The organism is Aeromicrobium sp. (genome assembly GCF_032084975.1).
Classification (GTDB): Bacteria; Actinomycetota; Actinomycetes; order Propionibacteriales; family Nocardioidaceae; genus Aeromicrobium.
In genome coordinates this window covers 49,545-69,087 of the sequence record NZ_DAMDLR010000003.1, presented here as the reverse complement: position 1 = coordinate 69,087, position 19,543 = coordinate 49,545, and the positions used below count along the sequence as shown (strand labels likewise).

Genomic DNA, 19,543 nt, shown 5'->3' with positions numbered 1-19,543 from the left:
ACACGTGTGAACGAGAAGAAGCGGTTCGAGTGGCAGGCGTTCCGCCGGGCCCGCTGGGGTCCGGTGCGCGTCGTGGTGCACGACGGCGTCATCGAGGCCACGGTCGAGGACGCGGTCATCGAGCTTGACGTGACGGACCGGCGTCCCGCGGCCGAGCGCGAGGCGAACCAGTGGCGCAGCGTCTTCGACGACGGCGTCCCGGTCAGCCTGAACGGCGCGCGGGTCGCCACGGTGACCACCGCGCAGGGCAGCCCCGGCGGCCTGGTCCGGCGCAAGCGGCACGCCATCACCGGCGACGCGGGATTCGTCCTGCCGGGGATGGAGTACACCGGACGCTCCCTGCCCGACCTGGTGACGCTGCGCTGCGACGCCGGCGTCCTCGTGGCGTCGCGTCGGTGGGCGGCGCCGATCAACGTCGCGGTGACGGAATGGTCGATCGTGCGCGAGTATGACCTCATCGCGCCGCGCGTGGCGAACCTCGCGGCACCCGAGCACATCGCCCTGTGGGCTGCACTGAAGGAGAGTCAGCGCTCATGACCGTGGAGATGGACTACGACAAGCTGACGCTCTCGGCCACGCGCGCCGAGGAGCTCGCCAGCCAGATCCGCTCGAACGCCGCCTCGGCGAGGTCGGCCAGCCCCGTGGCGCTGCCGAGCCTGGACAACATCGAGGACAAGGCCACCTTCCTGGAGGATGCCGCCGAGAAGCTCAACGGGCTCGCCGACATCGCCCTGCTGCTCGATGAGTCGGGCGAGGGCAAGGTCTCGATGTCGCTCGGCGCGATCAACGACACCCTCAACGACCTGCTGGGCGAGTACCTCGGGGCCGAGTTCGGCAACATCTTCGGCAACGACGACGACTTCCCGCTCATCTCGATCGCCACGGCGCTGGGCAAGATGAAGAAGATGGCCACGGGCGTCGCGCCGATCTTCCAGACCGGTCTCGTCGGCCGTCAGATGCTCACCCGCATGGCCAACGCCGGCGGGCGCACCGGCGAGTGGGCCCGCTGGATGCTGTCCGGTGGCGGCCGGCACGCCGCGCCGCCCACCGCGCTGCTCAACAAGCTGCCGAAGTGGGCCGGACCGGGCACCCGGTTCCCCACCGCGGGCTGGGCCGATCCGCTCGCGCGCAATCCCGGCGGACTGGGCCTCATGCGCGGCCTGGGCATCGCCGGCGGCGTCTTCAGCACCGCCGTCGGGGTCAACAACCTCATCCAGCAGGGCAACCCGATCGACGCCTTCGAGCGCGAGGGAGCGGGCTACGTCGCCGACGTCGCCGAGACCGCCTTCAGCGCGTCCACGACCGCGTTCCTGATCGCACCGAACCCGGTCACCGGGGCCATCGCCGTGACGACCGGCCTGGTCTGGGCCGGGGCCGAGGTCGTCGACCACTGGGACGAGATCAGCGAGACGGCCTCGAACGCCTGGGACACCGTCACCGACGGCGACACCTGGTCCGACATCGGCGACACGCTCACCTTCTGGGACTGATCCACGACATGAACGACACCCCTGCGAACGCTGGAGCCACCGTGCCGAAACTCGACGAGACCTTCCTGCAGCTGACCGTCGGCTACGACGATCTGATCAAGCTCGCCGAGGTCCATGCGGGTCGGATCACCCCGGGTGACGCGCCCACCCGCCTGCGCCAGGAGGGGCTCGTGACCCCGGCGGGCGTCCATCCCACGGCCGCCAGCCTCGTCGAGGTCGCGGTGGGCCCCGCGCGCAGCATCGTCGTCGAGCGCTTCGACGGCGCCACCCTGAAGCCCATGTTCATCGGCTGGATGCCCGACGGCCGGGCCACCACCAGCACGCCCGACGCCGAGGGCGCGGTCGTCGTGACGGCCACGGAGCTGACCCTGCTTCGCGACCAGCTGCGCCAGTGGCTGGCGATCTTCGACCGCGAGGTCGTCGCCGACCGCGCCACCGTCGGCACGAACACCACCGTCATCGACGCGGCCATGACGCTCGACGGTGTCGACCCGAGCGGGGACCCGCAGCTCGATCCGATCCTCGAGGGGTGGCGCCTGGCCTGGCGCGCGACGGGAAACCTGGCCGAGCGCGCCGTCGACGCCTCCGTCACGGTCGTCGACGCGGGCTCTCAGGGCTGGTACCGCGTCGAGCACGCGCCCCGCACCGGCGACGAGGAGGTCGAGGTCACGCTCGTCCCGCTCACCCTCGACGAGGTCGTCGCGGCGCTGGGCGACGTCGTCACGGGCCGCAGGTCCCAGGTGGCCGATGACTGACGTCCTCCCGCCTTCCGATCTCGTCTCGCGACAGCAGGCGGCGCGCTTCACCCGGCTCATGCGGGTCCTGGAGCGCCAGTACCGGCGCCCCGAGGCGATGGCGGGCTTCTTCGCGGCCATCGGGGCCCACGGTGTCGTCTCGGCGCTGGCCACGATCGCGTTCGGTCCGCTCCGCGAGGACCTCACCGACTGGGACCGCCTGCCCGACCTGCTGCGCGACGGGCTGCACGCGGCCGCCTCGTGGCCGGAGTTCGACGCCGAGGGGTTCGGCGCCGACCTCGCCGGGCTGCTGCGCGAGGACGATGAGGACCGTCGCGGCACCGTCTCGGCTGTCACCTCGTTCCTGTTGACGTCGGGACGCTATGACGAGCGCCTGCTGGCCGGCTGGACCCGCGCCTTCGACGAGCTGAGCCTGCCCCAGGACGTCCCCTTGACGTGGGGCTCGTTCCTGACGGGCGCCGACGAGCCGCGGCCCTGGACCGGACTCGCCTCCGAAGCGCGTCGACGCGCGCAGGACGGTCCGGGTCGGTCCTGCTGAGTCATCGGACGTAGTCCTGACGAACCACTTTCGAGTGGTTCGAGATCACTCCCGCCACTTTCGTTCCACTTGACACCTACGGTGTCGAGGTCCGGAGTCTCCGGACCGCCTGTTCCCCAGGCGTGTCCCCGAAGGGATCGTCTCCATGCGCGTCTCGTCCAAGATCGGCCCACGCCGACTCATCGCCGGAGCATCGGTAGCGGCCTTGTCCGCTTCCGCGCTCGCGCTGGCGCCGCAGGCGCTTGCCGCCGAAACGACGGTAGTCCAGGTCACGGCTGGTGACATCGCCGCTGACGCCGAGCCCTACGCCGGCTGGCACCAGGGTCAGGCTGGTGCCGTCGACCGGCACGCCGTCACCGCCGACGGCCTGTCCCTCATCGGCAAGTCCCAGGTCATCAAGGGTTACGAGAACAACAGCAAGGATGTCGCCGTCAAGAACGCCGACCTCGATGACGTGTTGCCCGAGGTCGAGTACACGGTCAGCGCCGGCACGCTCTGGCTGCAGGTCCCGGTCTTCTACCCGAGTGCTTCCGCCGCGGACGGGATCGGCTTCACCACCCTGCGTCCGGCCACGCGTGCCGACCAGGGCGCCAACGATGTCGAGCTGACCGATGAGTGGCTGTCCACCGGCGCCATCGGCGACACGATCGTCAAGAACCGCCCCTACCCGCTGGGGCAGATCCTGGACGCGCTGGGCGACGACTACAAGACCCTGGCCTTCGGCGTCTTCACGGACACGAACATGACCGGCTCCGTCAAGGACCTCACGTGGGACGGCACGAAGTACGACTTCGTCCCCAGCGCGCCGACGTCGGCGACCGTCACCGACAGCGACGTCGCGCCCGACGCGACCACGTACGCCGGCTGGCACCAGGGCTATGACAACGCAGCCCTCCGACACCAGGTCACCGCCGCGGGCCTCGAGCTCGCGGGGAACTCTCAGGTCATCCACGGCTATGCGAACAACGCGCAGGACGTCGACGTCAAGAACGCGGTGCTGCCGTTCGCGGTGCGCAACGCCTCGTACACGGTCGTCGAGGGTGCCGTGAACTTCCAGCTGCCGGTGTACTTCGACAACGGCTCCGGCGTCCAGTTCGCCACCTTGCGTCAGGCGACCCAGCAGGGCCCGGGCACGCACACGATCGCGCTGGACGACGAGTGGATCTCCAGCCGCGCGCTGGGTTCGATTCCCGCCAACGCGCGCCGTCCGCTCTCCGACCTGATCGCGGGGCTGGGGTCCTACAAGGTGCTCGCGTTCGGCGTGCACCAGGCGTCGCCCGGCTCGGCGACCGTCTCGGACATCACGTGGGAGGGCACGAAGCACGTCTTCACCCGGGCTGCGGGCCAGACCGAGGCGGTCACCGTGACCGAGGGTGACATCCGTCCGGACGACTCGGCGTACGCCGGGTGGCACCAGGGGTACCCGAACGCGGCCGGGAACCACCGGGTCACGACCGCCGGGGGTCTCGAGCTGACCGGCCCGTCGCAGGTCATCAAGGGCTACGAGAACAACGCGAACGACGTGGCCACCAAGAACGTGGACCTGCGGAGGGCACTGGGTTCCGCCTCCTACACCGTCACGGAGGGCGACGCGTGGCTCCAGGTGCCCGTGTTCTTCTCGAGCGAGGCGTCTGCCGGGACGAGCTTCGCGACGCTGCGTCCGTACGATCCCGCCAAGCCCGGTACCAATGTGATCGACCTGGACGACAGGTGGATCGCGACCAAGGCCGTCGGCACCGTCCCGGCGAACACGGCGGCTCCGCTGCGCGAGCTTCTCGGCCAGATGACGGCCTACAAGGTCCTCGCGTTCGGTGTCCTCAGCGACAAGGGTGGGTCGGCGAAGGTCTCGGACATCACGTGGGACGGCACGACGTACTCGTTCGTCAACCACGCGCCGACCCTGCCGGACCGCAACCTGGTGACCCGCGTCGGCGTGCCGGTGTCGGTCGACCTCGGTGCGAGTGACCGCGACGGGAACGCCGTGACGCTCGCGACGACCACGGCCGGTGCCTCGATCTCGGGCCAGGTCCTGAGTGTCACGGTTCCGAACAACTCGCGGGCGACCCGCAACGTGACCGTCACGGCCACCGACGATCGCGGTGCCACCAGCACCGCGAGGATCTCGGTGAAGGTCAACAAGGCCTTCAGCGGAATCCGTCTCGCCTCGCCTCGCCGGGCCAAGGCCGGCAAGCGGATCAACGTCAAGGTCGTCGTCTCGTCGACGGCGCGAGTGAAGAACTCGCGCGTCGACCTGTTCATCGGCGGCAAGAAGGTCGGCACGGCTCGCGTCAACGCTGCCGGCCGTGCGACCATCCGCACGAGCAAGCTCGCGAAGGGCAACCAGAAGGTCGTGGCGCGCCTGCGAGCCACGTCCTTCGCCGCGGCGAAGACCAGCAATGTCCGGAAGATCCGGGTGCGCTGAGTTCGTGGGGTGGCTCCGGGGGTTCGGCCGACGGCCGGACCCCCGGTGCCGTGCCGGAACCGCGACGACAGGCCTCGCTAGGCTCGGCGCGTGAAGGTTCTCGTCATCGGCACCGGCGGCCGCGAGCACGCCCTGGCCCTGGCCCTGTCCCGCGACCCGCAGGTCACCGAGGTCCACGCGGCCCCGGGCAACCCCGGCATGGCCGTGATCGCGACCCTGCACCCGGTCGACCCGCTCGACGGTGTCGCGGTGGCGGACCTCGCCACCCGCACCGGAGCGGACCTGGTCGTCGTCGGACCCGAGGCGCCGCTGGTCGCCGGGGTGGCCGATGCCGTCCGCGAGGCGGGTGTGGCCTGCTTCGGGCCCAGTGCCGAGGCGGCCCAAATCGAGGGCTCGAAGGCGTTCGCGAAGCAGGTCATGGCCGCGGCCGACGTGCCCACCGCACTGGCGCGCGTGTGCGAGACGGATGAGCAGGTCGCCGACGCCCTCGACGCATTCGGCGCCCCGTACGTCGTCAAGGACGACGCGTTGGCGGCGGGCAAGGGCGTCGTGGTCACCGACGACCGGGACGCCGCCTTGGCGCACGGCACCTCGTGCGATCGCGTCGTGATCGAGGAGTTCCTCGACGGACCCGAGGTCTCGCTGTTCGCGATCACCGACGGCTCGACCGTGCTGCCACTGCAGCCGGCCCAGGACTTCAAGCGCGCGTACGACGGCGACGAGGGACCGAACACCGGAGGGATGGGCGCCTACACGCCGCTCGCCTGGGCGCCCGACGACCTGGTGGCCGATGTCTGCCGGCGCGTGCTCGTGCCCACCGTCGAGCAGATGGCCTCGCGCGGCACGCCGTTCCAGGGCCTGCTGTACGCCGGGCTCGCGCTGACCAGCCGCGGGCTGCGCGTCATCGAGTTCAACGCCCGCTTCGGTGACCCCGAGACCCAGGCGCTGTTGGCGCTGCTCAAGACGCCGCTGTCGGCGCTGCTGCACGGCGCGGCCACCGGCACGCTCGGCGAGGTCGGGCTGCCGCAGTGGCATGACGGCGCCGCCGTCACGATCGTCGTCGCGGCCGAGGGCTATCCCCAGGCCCCGGTCCAGGGCGATCGCATCGAGGGGGTCGACGAGGCGAACGCGCTCGAGGGCGTGGACGTGATCCACGCGGGCACCCGAATCGACGAGGACGGGAACCTGGTCACGGCCGGGGGGCGCGTGCTGTCGGTGACGGCGGTCGGCGAGTCCCTCGACCAGGCGCGTGAGCGTGCCTACGCCGCGGTCGACCTGATCCGCATCCGCGGTGGCCATCACCGCACGGACATCGCGGCACGCCAGCCGGGCTGACACTCACGGCCCAGTGCCGTGATCCGTCACGGAACTGGGGGATCTGTCCGAGAACCGTCGGCCCCGTGCGGCTGGCCGACCGATTCCGCTAACGTGCGGGAATGGACGAGTCGCGCCCGCTTCCCGTGTTGTCCGAGACCGACCTCGCGCTCGTGAGCGCCCTGCAGGTGGCGCCGCGCGCCCCGTGGAGCGCGATCGGCCGCGCCGTCGGCGTCGATCCGGTGACGGCGGCGCGCCGGTGGACGCGCCTGCAGGAGGAGCGGCTGGCCTGGTTCGTCGTCCGTCCCAGCGCCGAGCAGCTGGCACCCGATCGCGACGCCGTCCTGCTCAAGCTGAACTGCCGTCCCGGCACGCAGGTCCGGGTGGCGGAACGGTTCGCCGCCGTCCGCGAGGCCTACGCGGTCGACCTGCTGGCCGGCGTCGACGACATCTGCGTCATCCTGATCGGCCGAGGGCTGGGCGGCATGCGCGCGCTCGTCGACTCCCTGGTCGGCCGCGACGAGGACATCACCGGCTTCTGCGTGTTCTTCGTGTCCGAGGTCCATCGTGAGGACGCGCAGTGGCGGCTCGGGATGCTGTCCCCGGAGCAGCGCCAAGAGCTCCTGCCCTCCAAGGCGGGTCGGGCCACGGCACCGGCCCCCGAGGTCGTCGACGAGATCGCCGAGGTCCTGCTCGAGGACCCGAGGATGAGCCTGGCCGACCTCGGCCGCCGCATGAACCTGTCCGAGCCGACGGCGCGCCGCCTGCTCGATCGGGTGCTGCGGTCGCGGGCCATCCGGCTCGGGTGCGATGTCGTCGCCTCGGCGGGTGGCGCGGCGCGCGGCGTGCTCCTCGAGGTCTCGGTCGACGACCCGCATGCCGCCGGACGTGCCATCTCCGAACTGCCGGCCGTGCTTCGCTGCGCCGCCGTGGTCGGTCCGGCGAACCTCGCGGTCATGGCCCGGTTCGTGGCGCTCGACGAGCTGGCGTCGTTCGAGGCCGCGGCGGCCGCGATGGCTCCGGGCTGGACCGTGACCAACCGGTCGACGGTCGCGCGCAGCGTCAAGCGTCAGGGTCACGTGCTCGACGACGAGGGCCGGCTGGTCCACCCGGCATGACGGTCGCGGGTCCGCCTCGGGCCCCTGCGACAATGGGCGGGTGACCACTCCGAACGTCCTCGCCTCCCGTTACGCCTCGGCCGAGCTGGCCCGCATCTGGTCCCCCGAGCACAAGATCGTCCTCGAGCGCCAGCTGTGGATCGCGGTGCTGCGCGCCCAGCGCGACCTCGGCATCGACACGCCGGACGGCGTCATCGAGGCGTACGAGGCTGTCGTGGACCAGGTCGACCTCGAGTCGATCGCCGCCCGCGAGCGGGTCACGCGGCACGACGTCAAGGCGCGCATCGAGGAGTTCGCCGCGCTCGCGGGCACCGAGCACATCCACAAGGGCATGACCTCGCGCGACCTCACCGAGAACGTCGAGCAACTGCAGGTGCGCGCGTCGCTGGCTCTCCTGCGCGACCGGGCCGTCGCCGCCCTCGCGCGGCTCACCCGCCTCGCGGCCGAGCACGCCGAGCTGGTCATGGCGGGTCGCAGTCACAACGTCGCCGCGCAGGCCACCACGCTGGGCAAGCGCTTCGCCACGACCGCCGACGAGCTCCTCGTGGGCATCGAGCGCGTCGAGCAGCTGATCGAGCGCTACCCCCTGCGTGGCATCAAGGGCCCTGTCGGCACGGGTCAGGACATGCTGGACCTGCTCGGCGGGGACGAGGCGAAGCTGGCCGACCTGGAGCAGCGCGTCGCGGCCCATTTGGGATTCGAGCGCACCTTCACGAGCGTGGGCCAGGTCTATCCGCGGTCCCTCGACTTCGATGCCATCAGCTCGCTGGTGCAGCTGGTGGCCGCGCCGTCCAGCCTGGCCCTGACCGTTCGCCTGATGGCGGGCAACGAGCTCGTCACCGAGGGCTTCAAGCCGGGCCAGGTGGGCTCGTCGGCGATGCCGCACAAGATGAACACCCGCTCCTGTGAGCGCGTCAACGGGCTGGCCGTCGTGTTGCGCGGCTACGCCTCCATGGTCGGCGAGCTGTCGGGCGACCAGTGGAACGAGGGCGACGTGTCGTGCTCCGTGGTGCGCCGCGTCGCGCTGCCGGACGCCTTCTACGCCGCCGACGGGCTGTTCGAGACCTTCCTGACCGTGTTGGACGAATTCGGTGTCTTCCCGGCCGTGATCCAGCGCGAACTGGACCGGTACCTGCCGTTCCTCGCGACGACCAAGGTGCTGATGGCCGCGGTGCGTCACGGTGTCGGCCGCGAGACGGCGCACGAGGCGATCAAGGAGCACGCCGTCGCGGTCGCGCTCGAGATGCGCGAGAAGGGCACGGCGCAGAACGACCTCTTCGACCGCCTGGCGACCGACGAGCGGCTCGGCCTGACGGCCGACGACCTGTCGCGCCTCGTGGCCGAGCCGTTGTCGTTCACCGGCGCCGCAGTGTCCCAGGTCGGCGCCGTCGTCGCCCAGGCCGAGCAGGTCATGGCGCGCCACCCGCAGGCGGCCGCCTACAGCCCCGGCGACATTCTCTGACGCGCGCTCAGGTGAGCCAGGCGAGGACGCGCGGCTCGGGCTGCTCGGCCCACGTGGCGTGCAGGACTCCGGTGGCGTCGTCGGGGGCCTCGGCCGGCAGGACGCGGGCGACCTGCAGGTTCCCGCCGCCCGTCCCGCTGCCGCGCACCGCGGCGGTGACGGGCCGGCGGGGGATGGGCGTGCCGTCGGGTCGCAGCATCGTGACCTCGGCGCCGGCCTCGCGGATCACGCGGGTCGCCTCGGCGACGTAGACCGGGTCGCTGGGCCCGTCGTACACCCAGCGATGGCCCAGGGCCGAGTGCTCGAGCTCGCCGACCAGCACCGCGTCCTCGATCGGCTCGGAACGGTAGGTGAGCGGCACTTGCACGATGCCGTTGCCGACAGGGAGCAGGAACGTCTCGATGCCGACCTCGCCGGCCGGGTCGTCGAAGCGGAAGTTCGCCTGGAAGTCGGGGACCGCGGCATCCCGCGGCCACCACGACTGCTGCGGCAGCCAGGCGGCCAACAGCTCGGCCTTGGTCGGGGTCAGCTCGGAACCGGGGTGAACGATGCCCATGACGTCATCGTGGCACGCTCACGCGGTGCGGGTCAGCCGTGACGCGAGACCGGCCGCGAGGAGCGACAGCAGTGCCGCCCCGATGATCGGGGCCAGGTCGTACGCGGAGTACATCGCCGCCCCCAGGACCGGTCCGGCCACGTATGTCAGTCCGACGGTCGCGGACAGCTGGCCGGCGACGGCGGCGTGCTCGGCCGGCTCGACGGCCAAGGTGGCACCGGCGTTGTAGCCGGGCAGTGCGAGACCGAGGCCCGCCGCGATCACCATCATCACCGGCAGGAGCGTCGCGGTCGACGTCGCGAACGTGGCGCCGAGGTATCCCAGGGCGGCGATCAGGCTGCCGGCCATCAGCAGGCCGCGGGGCCCGCCGGGGACGCGCGGGGCCACGAGCGCCTGGGTGGCGGCGAAGCCCACGCCGATCAGGACGCCGGCCACCGCGACGACCTGGGCCGTCTCGGTGTCGGACAGCCCGAGCCGGTCCTGGACGAGGAAGCCGAGGATGATCTCGACGAGCGCGAGACCCAGGAACAGGGCGCCGCCGGCGACGAGGTAGGGCAGGCCCCGGGGGTCGCGGAAGCCGAGCCGCTCGCGCTCGGGCCGCTCCTGCCGCTCCGGCGCGGGCAGCAGCCAGACGGCGACGAGCGTGCCCAGGACCAGCACGGGGGCGAGGTGCACCGGCAGCAGCAGGCCGCCGATCGCGGCGAGACCTCCCAGCGCCGGGCCGATGACGAGGGAGAGGCCCTGCGCGGCACCGAAGGCGCCCATCGCCTTCGTGCGGGCGACGGCTCCCTGGCTGGTCGACGCCAGGTAGGTCAGTCCCGCCACGGGGACGGCGGCGAAGCCCAGTCCGTAGAGCACGCCGCGCGTCAGCGCGAACGCCCCCAGCACGAGCCACCGGGGCAGGTCCTCGCGCGCGGCGATCTCGACCATCACGGCGAAGCCGGCCGAGCCGATGGTGGCCAGGACGAGTCCGCGCACGAGGACCGCGTGCACGCCGATCCGGTCGACCTCGCGGCCCCACCACGGCCCGCTGAGCACGAGCATCGCTGCCGAGAGCGTCATCACGGCGCCCAGGTCGACCTCGCCCAGGCCGACCAGGCGGGTGACCGGCGCCAGCACCGGCACGAGCATCCCCTGGGCGCTGTAGACCACGAGGGCGGCGACGAGCAGCGTGGCCGTCAGGGCCCGGGTGGAGGACACCCGGCACAGCCTGCCATATCTGTAACTCGTATTTACGCGGGATCCGGAAGGAGCGTGCGCGGATCCACCACTAGCCTGATGCCATGCCGCTGGAGATTCCCGGAGCCACCCACCTGCACTCGGGCAAGGTCCGCGACCTGTACACGTATGGCGACCACCTGCTGATGGTGGCGTCCGACCGCGTCAGCGCGTACGACTTCATCCTCGAGCCGGGCATCCCCGACAAGGGCGAGATCCTCACCCGGATGAGCCTGTGGTGGTTCGACCAGCTGAGCGACATGGTGCCCAACCACGTCGTCAGCACCGACGTCCCCGCGGTGGTCGCGGGGCGTGCGCTGATCGTCGAGCGGCTCGACATGTTCCCGGTCGAGTGCGTCGCGCGTGGTTACCTCACCGGCTCGGGCCTGATCGACTACCGCGAGACCGGTGCCGTGTGCGGGATCCCGCTGCCCGACGGGCTCGTCGACGGATCGCGCCTGGACGAGCCGATCTTCACCCCGGCGACGAAGGCCGAGCTGGGCGAGCACGACGAGAACGTGTCCTTCGAAGCCGTCGTCGAGACGGTCGGCGCCGAGATGGCCGAGCGGCTCCGCGACCTCACCCTGGCGGTCTACGGCCGCGCCGAGTCCATCGCCCGCGAGCGGGGCATCGTCCTGGCCGACACGAAGCTCGAGTTCGGTGCGCGACCCGACGGCTCGATCATCCTGGCCGACGAGGTGCTGACTCCCGACTCCTCGCGATTCTGGCCGGCCGACCGCTACGAGCCCGGCCGCTCCCAGCCCAGCTACGACAAGCAGTTCGTGCGCGACTGGCTGACGTCGGCGGAGTCCGGCTGGGACCGGGCGTCCGACACCCCGCCGCCCCGCCTTCCTGACGAGATCGTCGAGCGAACGCGGGACCGCTACATCGAGGCGTACGAGCGGCTCACGGGCCTGACCTGGTAGCGCTGCGAGCGACCGGACAGGTGTTCGGAACCGCCGTGACCTCGATTACAGTGACGATGTAAATGAGGCCACACCCCCCGAAAGAAGGCACCGTGACCAACCTCGCCGCCATCCTCGACGACACCACCGCGAAGTACCCCGAGCGCACCGCCATCGTCTTCGGCGACACGCGCCTGAACTACGCACAGCTCAACGGCGCGGCCAACCAGGTCGCCAACCTGCTGGTGTCGCGTGGCATCAAGCCCGGTGACAAGGTCGCGATGTCGATCCCGAACGTCCCCTACTTCACGGTCGTCTACTTCGGCATCCTCAAGGCCGGCGCCACGGTCGTGCCGCTCAACGTCCTGCTGAGCGAGCGAGAGGTGGCGTACCACTTGGACGACTCGGACGCCGTCGCCTTCATCGCCTTCGAGGGCACGCCGGACCTGCCGATCGGTGACCGGGCCTGGGCGGGATTCAACCAGGTCGAGGGCTGCAAGGACTTCTTCCTGATCAAGCTCGACTCGGCCGCCCCGGCGCCGCTCGAGGCTCCCGAGTACTACGGCCCGCTGGTCGCCGAGCAGTCGCCCGTCTTCGAGACGGTCGAGCGCGACGACGACGACACCGCCGTCATCCTCTACACGTCCGGCACGACCGGACAGCCCAAGGGCGCCGAGCTCATGCACCGCAACCTGCGAGCCAACGCCGGGCTGGGCACCTCGCTGTTCGGCGCCGACGAGAACGACCCCGACACCTACCTGGCGGTCCTGCCGCTGTTCCACATCTTCGGCCAGACCGTGATCCAGAACGGCGCGATCCTCTACGGCGGCACGATCGTCTACCTGCCGCGCTTCGAGCCGAAGGCCGCTCTCGACCTGCTGGTCAAGGAGAAGATCACGTTCTTCGCCGGCGTCCCGACGATGTACTGGGGTCTGCTGCAGGCCCTCGCGCAGGCCGAGGGCAGTGTCGACGTCGCGACGATCGCCAAGAACATGCGCACCGCCGCGGCCGGTGGCGCCGCGCTGCCGGCCGACATCCACCGCCAGTTCGAGGAGCAGTTCGGCATCGTCATCCAGGAGGGCTACGGCCTCTCCGAGACGTCCCCCGTCGCCTCGTTCGGCGTGCGCGGCGAGGCGGTCCGCGTCGGTTCGATCGGCAAGCCGGTCGAGGGCGTCGAGATGAAGCTCATCAACGACGACTGGAGCGACCTGCCGCACGATCCCGAGGCGATCGGCGAGATCGCGATCAAGGGCCACGGCATCATGAAGGGTTACTACAACCGTCCGGCGGCCACCGCCGAGGCGATCCAGGGCGACTGGTTCCGCACCGGCGACCTGGCGCGCAAGGACGACGACGGCTACTTCTACATCGTCGACCGCAGCAAGGACATGATCATCCGCGGCGGCTACAACGTGTACCCGCGCGAGCTCGAGGAGGTGCTGATGACGCACCCCGCGGTCTCGCTCGTCGCCGTGATCGGCGTCCCGCACGAGTCGCACGGCGAGGAGATCAAGGCCGTCGTCGTCCGGACCCCCGGCGACGAGACGACCGAGGCCGAGCTGCGTGAATGGGCCAAGGGCCAGTTCGCGCAGTACAAGTACCCGCGCGTCGTCGAGTTCCGTGACGAGCTGCCGATGACCGCGACGGGCAAGATCCTCAAGCGCGAGATCGACTGACCCTGACGCACGACCACGGCGGCCGGTCCCTTCGGGGGCCGGCCGTCGTGCGTCCGGCGACGTGTGCCGGGGTCACGCGGGGATGAGTTCTCGCTGCAGGGGTCGGTAGCGCTTGTTCTGTTGCCAGGTGCCGCGGATCTGGAACTCGGGATGGCGGTCGACGAAGCGGATCGGGATGTCGGTCTGGTGGACGTGACGGTGGTGGAATCCGCAGAGCAGGACGCCGTCGTCGACGGTGGTGTGTCCGCCGTCGGACCATCGGGTGGCGTGGTGTGATTCGCACCAGCCTGGTGGTCGATCGCAACCGGGGTAGGCACAGCCCTGGTCTCGTTGGCCGAGCGCGATGCGTTGCTTCTGGGTGTGGAACCGCTTGGTCCGTCCGACGTCCAACGGGACTGAGCTTCCGTCGAGGACAGCGGGCAGGATGCCGGCGCCGCAGGCGATCATGCGGAGTTCGCCGGCGCTGATGCTGGTGCCGAACTCGGTGACACCGGCCCGGTCGGTCTCGCCCCGCAGGGCCTTCTCGTCGATCGTGACAACGAGCGCGGCGTTGACGCCGCCGTGGTTGCCGAACGAGTCACTGGGTAGATGGCGGATGATCTCGGCGAACGCTTCGCCCGCCTTCTCAGGCGGCGTCATGTCGCGGCGATCCTCGACCGGAGACGTCTCGACACCGGTCTTCTCGGCCTCGGCCAGTGCCCGCTTGCGGGGACTGGTCTTGGACTCGATCACCGTGCGCAGCATGTCGGCAGTCAGGGCGTCGGTCCTGCCGCCGAACTTGACCAGTCCGGTCTGCTCGTCGGGACGACCGATCCAGAACTCACTCAACTGACGCTGGGCGTGCTCCTCACGCTGCAGGCGCTTGTTCTCGATGTCATCCGCACGCTTCACGTCGAGGGTCTCGATCGCGCGCTTGGCCTTGCGCGTCAGCTGGTCGGCCGTCATTGCTTGTGCTGCTTCGACCAGTTCGGTCTCGACCTGGTCACGCTGAGCCTTGGTCAGGTCCGCCGGTAGCTCGTCCAGTGCGCCGGTGACGATCGCGGCTTTCGCAGTCGACATCCCCGGCTTCGCGAGCGCCTTCTTCACCTGCGGCGCCGTCTCGATCCGGGTGGCCAGCTTGATCTGCTTGGTCGCCTCACGACGGGTGATCCCTGAGCCGTTCGCGACCAGCGCGGTCATGTCCGCATCGCCAGTGGTCTGGTGAGCGTTCTTGCGGGCGGCCGCGGACAGCACCGCCATCCTCAGTGCTGCGGCGTCACGCTCCAACGACTGGATCGCCGTCGCCTCACTCGCGAGTTCCTCGGCCGAGAGTTGATCGAGGTCACGGGCACGCGCAGACGCCAGGAACCGCTGCCCCGACCTGAGCCCACCGATGACGTCCACGAATCCCCCGATTCACTCGAACTGATGTTCCCATCGTATTGGGTGAGACTGCGAAGCACAATAAGAAGTCCACATCCTGAACGGGACGATCGCCCCAGTACAGCGTGAGCGAGTGGCTGCGCCATGTGGGAAGGTCACTGCATGAGCATCGAGATCACTCACAACGCCGAGGACCAGCGGTACGAGATCGCCGTCGACGGCGAGCGCGTGGGGGTGGCCGAGGCGCGGGTCGAGGGTGACGTCGTGGTCTTCCCGCACACCGAGATCGACGAGCGCTTCGAGGGCCGTGGCCTCGCCGGCCAGCTCGTCGCATACGCCCTGGACGACGTCCGCTCGCAGGGCAAGAAGGTGCGACCGGCGTGCGTGTACGTGCGCCGCTACATCGACGAGCGTCCCGAGCTGCACGACCTCCTGGCCGGGTGACGACGGCGTTGCGCCGCCGGTTCGCGCTGTTGGGGCCGGCCTTCATCGCGGCGGTCGCCTACGTCGACCCCGGCAACGTCGCCACGAACATCACGGCCGGCGCCCAGTTCGGTTACACCCTGGTCTGGGTGATCGTGCTGGCCAACCTGATGGCCGTGCTCGTCCAGTACCTCTCGGCGAAGCTCGGCCTGGTCACCCAACGCTCCCTGGCGGCCCAGGTCGGTGACCGCGTCCGGCCGCGGGTCCGCTTCGCGTACTGGCTGCAGGCCGAGGGCATCGCGATCGCGACGGACCTGGCCGAGGTGATCGGCGGGGCGATCGCCTTCCACCTGCTGTTCGGGGTCCCGATGCCGGTGGGGGCCGTGCTGACGGCACTCGTCGCGATGGGGGTGCTGACGATCGGCGATCGGCTCGGTCAGGGAGTCCTCGAGCGTGTGATCATCGGCTTCCTCCTGCTCATCGCGGTGGGGTTCCTCGCCGGCCTGGTGGTGGGTCCGCCCGTCGCCTCCGACGTCGCCGGCGGACTCGTGCCGTCGTTCTCCGGGACCGAGAGCGTGCTGCTCGCCTCCGGGATCGTGGGAGCCACCGTCATGCCGCACGCGGTCTACCTGCACTCGAGCCTCACGTCCGGTCGGCTCGGCCGTCGCGGTGACCGATCGACCCTCACCGAGCTGCTGGCCGCCACGCGCACCGATGTGGTGCTCGCCCTCCTGTTGGCCGGGTTGATGAACCTGGCCCTGCTGCTCATGGCGGCCGCCAACCTATACGGATTCGAGGGCACCGACACGATCGAGGGCGCGCACGCCCTCATCAGCAGCGAGATCGGCACGGGGGTGGCCCTGCTGTTCGCCGTGGCCCTGCTGGGCTCGGGCATCTCGTCCACGTCCGTCGGCAGCGCGGCCGGCGCCGAGGTCATGCGCAGCCTCACGCCGTGGAACCTCGCGCCCGTCGTGCGCCGCCTCGTCACGCTCGTCCCGGCGCTCGCGATCCTGCTCGCGGGCATCGACCCGACGCGCGCGCTGGTGGTGTCGCAGGTCGTGCTCTCGATGGGCATCCCGTTCGCCGTCGTCCCCCTCGTGTGGCTCACGTCCTCGCGGGCGGTGATGGGCGAGCACGTCAACCGGCGGGCGACCACCGCAGCCGCCGTCGCGGCGGCCGGCGCCATCGTCCTGCTCAATGCGGTGCTGCTGTGGCTGACGTTCGCGCCCTCCGGCTCGTAGGCTGACGCCATGCCCGAGATGCCCGAGGTCGAGGCGCTGGTCCGCTGGCTGGCAGAGAAGCTGGACGGGGCCGTGGTGGCCGAGATCGAGCCAGCCTCGTTCGCGGTCCTCAAGACCTACGACCCGGCCGTCTCCGCGTTCGCCGGGTTGACCGTCTCCGGCGTCCACCGCCACGGCAAGTTCATCGACATCGACGTCGACGGACTGCACCTGGTGATCCACCTCGCGAAGGCGGGATGGCTACGGTGGTCCGACCGCTTCGGCGAGAACCGCGTCAAGATGGGCGGACCGGTGGCGCTGCGGTTCCGGGTCGATCGTGGGGACGGCCCGCACGAGGGCTTCGACCTCACCGAAGCCGGCACGCGCAAGGGGCTGGCGGTGTACGCCGTGCGCGACCCCCTCGAGGTCTCCGGAATCGAGCGACTCGGTCCCGACCCGCTCGCTCCCGGGTTCGAGCTCCGGCCGCTGCTGGCCCGCCGGATGCAGGTCAAGCGCCTCCTGCGCGACCAGACGATCATCGCGGGGATCGGCAACGCCTACAGCGACGAGATCCTGCACGAGGCGCGGTTGTCGCCGTTCGCCATCGCCGAGAAGCTCGATGACGCCGAGATCGAGCGGCTCGAGGTTGCCGTGGGGTCGGTGCTGACCGAGGCGATCGCCGCCGCGGACGGCAAGCCCGCGGCCGACCTGAAGGACGCCAAGCGCGAACGGATGCGAGTCCACGGCCGCGCCGGCCAGACCTGCGACGTCTGCGGCGACACGATCGCCGAGGTCGTCTTCGCGGACTCGTCGCTGCAGTACTGCCCCACGTGCCAGACCGGCGGGGCGCTGCTCAAGGACCGCAGCACCTCGAAGTTCCTGAAGTAGCCGAGTGTGAGCTCCCGGGCCGAGTGACCAGCTCAGCGCCGTAGCGCTTCGGCGGCCTTGTCGAGGAGTTGCTGGGCTCGCCGGGTGGCTTGTTTCTCTTCGGAGGCGCTGACGAGGTGGGGTGAGTATTGCGCCTTGTCCTTGAGGTCGAGCAGGTCGCTGAGCGCCCTGCCTGCTTCTTTCGCGCCGGTGACGGCGTCAAGGAGTGCGATGGCTCCTCGATGGTCGGAGCCTCGCCAGCGTTCACCTTGGCGAGCGCCTGTGATGGCGTCTGCCGCCGCGATGCCCGCGAGGACGTGAAGGGATACGGCGACCTTGGGTGTCCAGTCGTCGGCCGGCTCGCCGCTGATGACGTCGGCGACCTCGAAGCACTTCTGTCCGTAGTCAAGGCGCTGGCGAGCCTGCGTGCGCGTGAACGGCTGGAGGCCACTCTTGCCCGCCCTGCTCATGCGAGGTGGTCGCTCAGCAGTGAGATGCCGTCGCGGTTGACGGACTCGATGAGCGGGTCCTGGTCGCCGACCATCTGGTCCCATCGGGCATCGTCCACGGCCACCCACTGGACGTGGTTGCCCGTCCACAGGTGAACGTCGGCCGCGATGTCGCTCATGGTGGCGCTCCATGAGTGGTCGGACCCAGGGCTGACGAGCAGAATGTCGACGTCGCTGCTCTCGTTGCCGTCGCCCCGCGCTGCCGACCCGAAGAGGACGGCCTTCACGGGAGCGGGATCGAGACGACCGATGGCTTCGGTCAGCCTTTCGATGAGCGTGGCACGTAGCGCCATCAACGTAGCGACGGCGGGCCAAGCAATGTGGTGACGGTTTGCTCTGTACAGCGCTGAGGTGCCGACCTCCTGCTTGTGGACGAGACCAGTCGAGACGAGACGTTCCAGTACTTTGGCCACGCCTGCGGCGCTACCGCGACGTGCGACCCGGTGGACCTGCCGCCCGGTCATCGGCTTCTCGGACCCGGCAAGCACTTCGAGCACCGGACCATCGAGAGAGGGAACCACGCAGGAGAACGGCACAGACATGTCCACGCGGCTACTTTATCAGACACGTGCCTACAATTATGGACGCGTGTCTATTTGAGTAGCGGCAGTGTCCAGCTCGGAGAACGCGGGCGCTCGGGAATGCAGGCGAGCGCCAGGATGCGCCGGCGCTGGTTGCGGCTGGGGACGTGCGTAGGGGCGAGGGCCGAAGCCCTCGCCCCTACGTCAGGGTCGTGCAGGTGTCACTTGCGGACGGTGATGTTCACCTTCGTGCGCGCGGTGCCGCCCTTGCCGTCGCGGATCGAGACGATCACGGACGTCTTGCCCTTGAAGCCCTTGCGCGGCTTGAACGTCAGGCGCTTGCCCCGAACGATGACCTTGCCGGCCTTCTTCTTGACCTTGCCGGCCTTGAAGACGAGGCGGTTGCCGTCGGCGTCCTTCGCGCGGATGACGAACTTCTTCGCCTTGTTCTTCTTGGTGACGACCTTGACCGCACGCGGCGCCTTCGGCGCGGCGTTGACCTGGCGGACCGTAGCGAGGTCCAAGGCCCCCGCGCTCGCGCACGTGAGGTTGGCGGGCACCGTCTGGTTGTTGCGAACGTCGACGGTGGCCGTGATGGTGAACGCCTTCGGAAGTGAGAGGCTCCCCGTGCGCGTCATGGTGTTGGGGACGACGAACGCCGGCACCGTGCCCTTGGCGGGGATGAGCCACGGCTGGTTCGCCACCTGCGGGATCGCAGTCTTCGCGGCGGAGAGCGACGGGATCTTGATGGTCGTGGAGCGACCGCCCGAGGCGAGGACGATCGACGCGTCGTTCGACTGGCCCGAAGCGGCGGTGCCGCCGAGCAGGGTGACCGTGCTCTCGCGCAGCAGCTCGGGCATCTTCAGCGTGAGCGCCACGGGAGTGGGAGCGATGCGCTCCCCGCGGAATGCCGTCGCCGGAACCTTGGCGACCGCCGTGACGCCGATGATGTGCTCACCGAGCGGGAGGCCGCCGGCCACCACGTTGCACTCGTAGTCGAAGGACTTGTTGACTGCCTGGCTGCCGCCGGCGTGGGCCGGGGAGGCGACGCCGATGGCGGCGAGGGTACCGCCGACGAGCGCGGCGGTGACGGGGAGCGCCACACGGCGCGCCACGAGGGAAGAACGGGTCACGGTGGACACCTTTCTGGACGGGTGCCCGCATGGGTGGGACCGGGCGGGCGCGAA

At 70.2% G+C, this 19,543-nt stretch carries 19 protein-coding genes; 13 read left to right on the top strand and 6 right to left on the bottom strand.

Annotation, left to right across the window (positions count from 1 at the left end; all coding sequences use genetic code 11):
* The first annotated feature begins 6 nt into the window (after positions 1-6).
* The 8 genes from RT323_RS01495 (at position 7) to purB (ending at position 9,099) form a co-directional block, all read left to right on the top strand.
* A complete protein-coding gene (locus tag RT323_RS01495) occupies positions 7-537 on the top strand; it encodes a hypothetical protein (RefSeq protein ID WP_313404395.1) in 531 nt (176 codons plus the stop codon).
* Positions 534-1,490, top strand: a complete 957-nt coding sequence (locus tag RT323_RS01490) for a hypothetical protein (protein WP_313404394.1) — start codon at positions 534-536, stop codon at positions 1,488-1,490. The genes RT323_RS01495 and RT323_RS01490 overlap by 4 nt, the downstream gene beginning before the upstream one ends.
* A 41-nt stretch (positions 1,491-1,531) precedes the next feature.
* Complete coding sequence (locus RT323_RS01485) at positions 1,532-2,245, top strand: hypothetical protein (RefSeq protein WP_313404393.1); 714 nt, start codon at positions 1,532-1,534, stop codon at positions 2,243-2,245.
* Positions 2,238-2,783: a hypothetical protein gene (locus RT323_RS01480; protein ID WP_313404392.1), complete on the top strand. Its 546-nt coding sequence runs from the start codon at positions 2,238-2,240 to the stop codon at positions 2,781-2,783. Before RT323_RS01485 ends, RT323_RS01480 begins: the two co-directional genes overlap by 8 nt.
* Before the next feature lie 145 nt (positions 2,784-2,928).
* Positions 2,929-5,205 carry an Ig-like domain-containing protein gene (locus RT323_RS01475; protein ID WP_313404391.1) on the top strand — a complete coding sequence of 759 codons (2,277 nt, stop codon included), beginning with the start codon at positions 2,929-2,931 and terminating at the stop codon, positions 5,203-5,205.
* Positions 5,206-5,295: 90 nt separating this feature from the next.
* On the top strand, positions 5,296-6,540 hold the full coding sequence (gene purD / locus RT323_RS01470; RefSeq protein WP_313404390.1) for a phosphoribosylamine--glycine ligase: 1,245 nt from the start codon (positions 5,296-5,298) through the stop codon (positions 6,538-6,540).
* 101 nt (positions 6,541-6,641) lie between these two features.
* Positions 6,642-7,637, top strand: coding sequence for an Lrp/AsnC family transcriptional regulator (locus RT323_RS01465; protein ID WP_313404389.1), 996 nt, complete (start codon positions 6,642-6,644; stop codon positions 7,635-7,637).
* 40 nt (positions 7,638-7,677) lie between these two features.
* The gene (gene purB / locus RT323_RS01460) at positions 7,678-9,099 is read left to right on the top strand and encodes an adenylosuccinate lyase (protein ID WP_313404388.1); all 1,422 of its coding nucleotides are present in this window, start codon (positions 7,678-7,680) and stop codon (positions 9,097-9,099) included.
* Between the two features lie 7 nt (positions 9,100-9,106).
* On the opposite strand, the gene RT323_RS01455 is transcribed toward purB, so the two are convergent.
* Together RT323_RS01455 and RT323_RS01450 are read right to left on the bottom strand one after the other, a co-directional pair.
* Positions 9,107-9,655, bottom strand: a complete 549-nt coding sequence (locus RT323_RS01455; protein ID WP_313404387.1) for a maltokinase N-terminal cap-like domain-containing protein — start codon at positions 9,653-9,655, stop codon at positions 9,107-9,109.
* A gap of 18 nt (positions 9,656-9,673) precedes the next feature.
* Complete coding sequence (locus RT323_RS01450) at positions 9,674-10,855, bottom strand: MFS transporter (protein WP_313404386.1); 1,182 nt, start codon at positions 10,853-10,855, stop codon at positions 9,674-9,676.
* A gap of 83 nt (positions 10,856-10,938) precedes the next feature.
* Between RT323_RS01450 and RT323_RS01445 the strand changes: the two genes are divergently transcribed.
* Positions 10,939-11,799: a phosphoribosylaminoimidazolesuccinocarboxamide synthase gene (locus RT323_RS01445; protein WP_313404385.1), complete on the top strand. Its 861-nt coding sequence runs from the start codon at positions 10,939-10,941 to the stop codon at positions 11,797-11,799.
* 92 nt (positions 11,800-11,891) lie between these two features.
* Positions 11,892-13,454: a long-chain fatty acid--CoA ligase gene (locus RT323_RS01440; protein WP_313404384.1), complete on the top strand. Its 1,563-nt coding sequence runs from the start codon at positions 11,892-11,894 to the stop codon at positions 13,452-13,454.
* Between the two features lie 72 nt (positions 13,455-13,526).
* Here the strand turns inward: RT323_RS01440 and RT323_RS01435 are convergent, their stop codons facing one another.
* Positions 13,527-14,837, bottom strand: a complete 1,311-nt coding sequence (locus RT323_RS01435; RefSeq protein ID WP_313404383.1) for a DUF222 domain-containing protein — start codon at positions 14,835-14,837, stop codon at positions 13,527-13,529.
* A 141-nt stretch (positions 14,838-14,978) separates the two neighbouring features.
* Here RT323_RS01435 and RT323_RS01430 point away from each other — a divergent pair, with 141 nt between their 5' ends.
* Genes RT323_RS01430 through RT323_RS01420 form a run of 3 tightly spaced genes read left to right on the top strand, consistent with a single transcriptional unit; the run spans position 14,979 to position 17,347 of the window.
* Positions 14,979-15,260 carry a GNAT family N-acetyltransferase gene (locus RT323_RS01430; RefSeq protein WP_313404382.1) on the top strand — a complete coding sequence of 94 codons (282 nt, stop codon included), beginning with the start codon at positions 14,979-14,981 and terminating at the stop codon, positions 15,258-15,260.
* Positions 15,257-16,480: an Nramp family divalent metal transporter gene (locus RT323_RS01425; RefSeq protein ID WP_313404381.1), complete on the top strand. Its 1,224-nt coding sequence runs from the start codon at positions 15,257-15,259 to the stop codon at positions 16,478-16,480. Before RT323_RS01430 ends, RT323_RS01425 begins: the two co-directional genes overlap by 4 nt.
* A 9-nt stretch (positions 16,481-16,489) precedes the next feature.
* Positions 16,490-17,347: a DNA-formamidopyrimidine glycosylase family protein gene (locus RT323_RS01420; RefSeq protein WP_313404380.1), complete on the top strand. Its 858-nt coding sequence runs from the start codon at positions 16,490-16,492 to the stop codon at positions 17,345-17,347.
* A 32-nt stretch (positions 17,348-17,379) separates the two neighbouring features.
* On the opposite strand, the gene RT323_RS01415 is transcribed toward RT323_RS01420, so the two are convergent.
* The 3 genes from RT323_RS01415 to RT323_RS01405 form a co-directional block, all read right to left on the bottom strand.
* Complete coding sequence (locus RT323_RS01415) at positions 17,380-17,796, bottom strand: hypothetical protein (RefSeq protein WP_313404379.1); 417 nt, start codon at positions 17,794-17,796, stop codon at positions 17,380-17,382.
* Positions 17,793-18,248 (bottom strand): nucleotidyltransferase domain-containing protein, encoded by a 456-nt coding sequence (locus RT323_RS01410; RefSeq protein ID WP_313404378.1) that lies wholly within the window; start codon positions 18,246-18,248, stop codon positions 17,793-17,795. The genes RT323_RS01415 and RT323_RS01410 overlap by 4 nt, the downstream gene beginning before the upstream one ends.
* A 329-nt stretch (positions 18,249-18,577) precedes the next feature.
* The gene (locus tag RT323_RS01405) at positions 18,578-19,489 is read right to left on the bottom strand and encodes a DUF6801 domain-containing protein (protein ID WP_313404377.1); all 912 of its coding nucleotides are present in this window, start codon (positions 19,487-19,489) and stop codon (positions 18,578-18,580) included.
* Between the last annotated feature and the right edge of the window lie 54 nt (positions 19,490-19,543).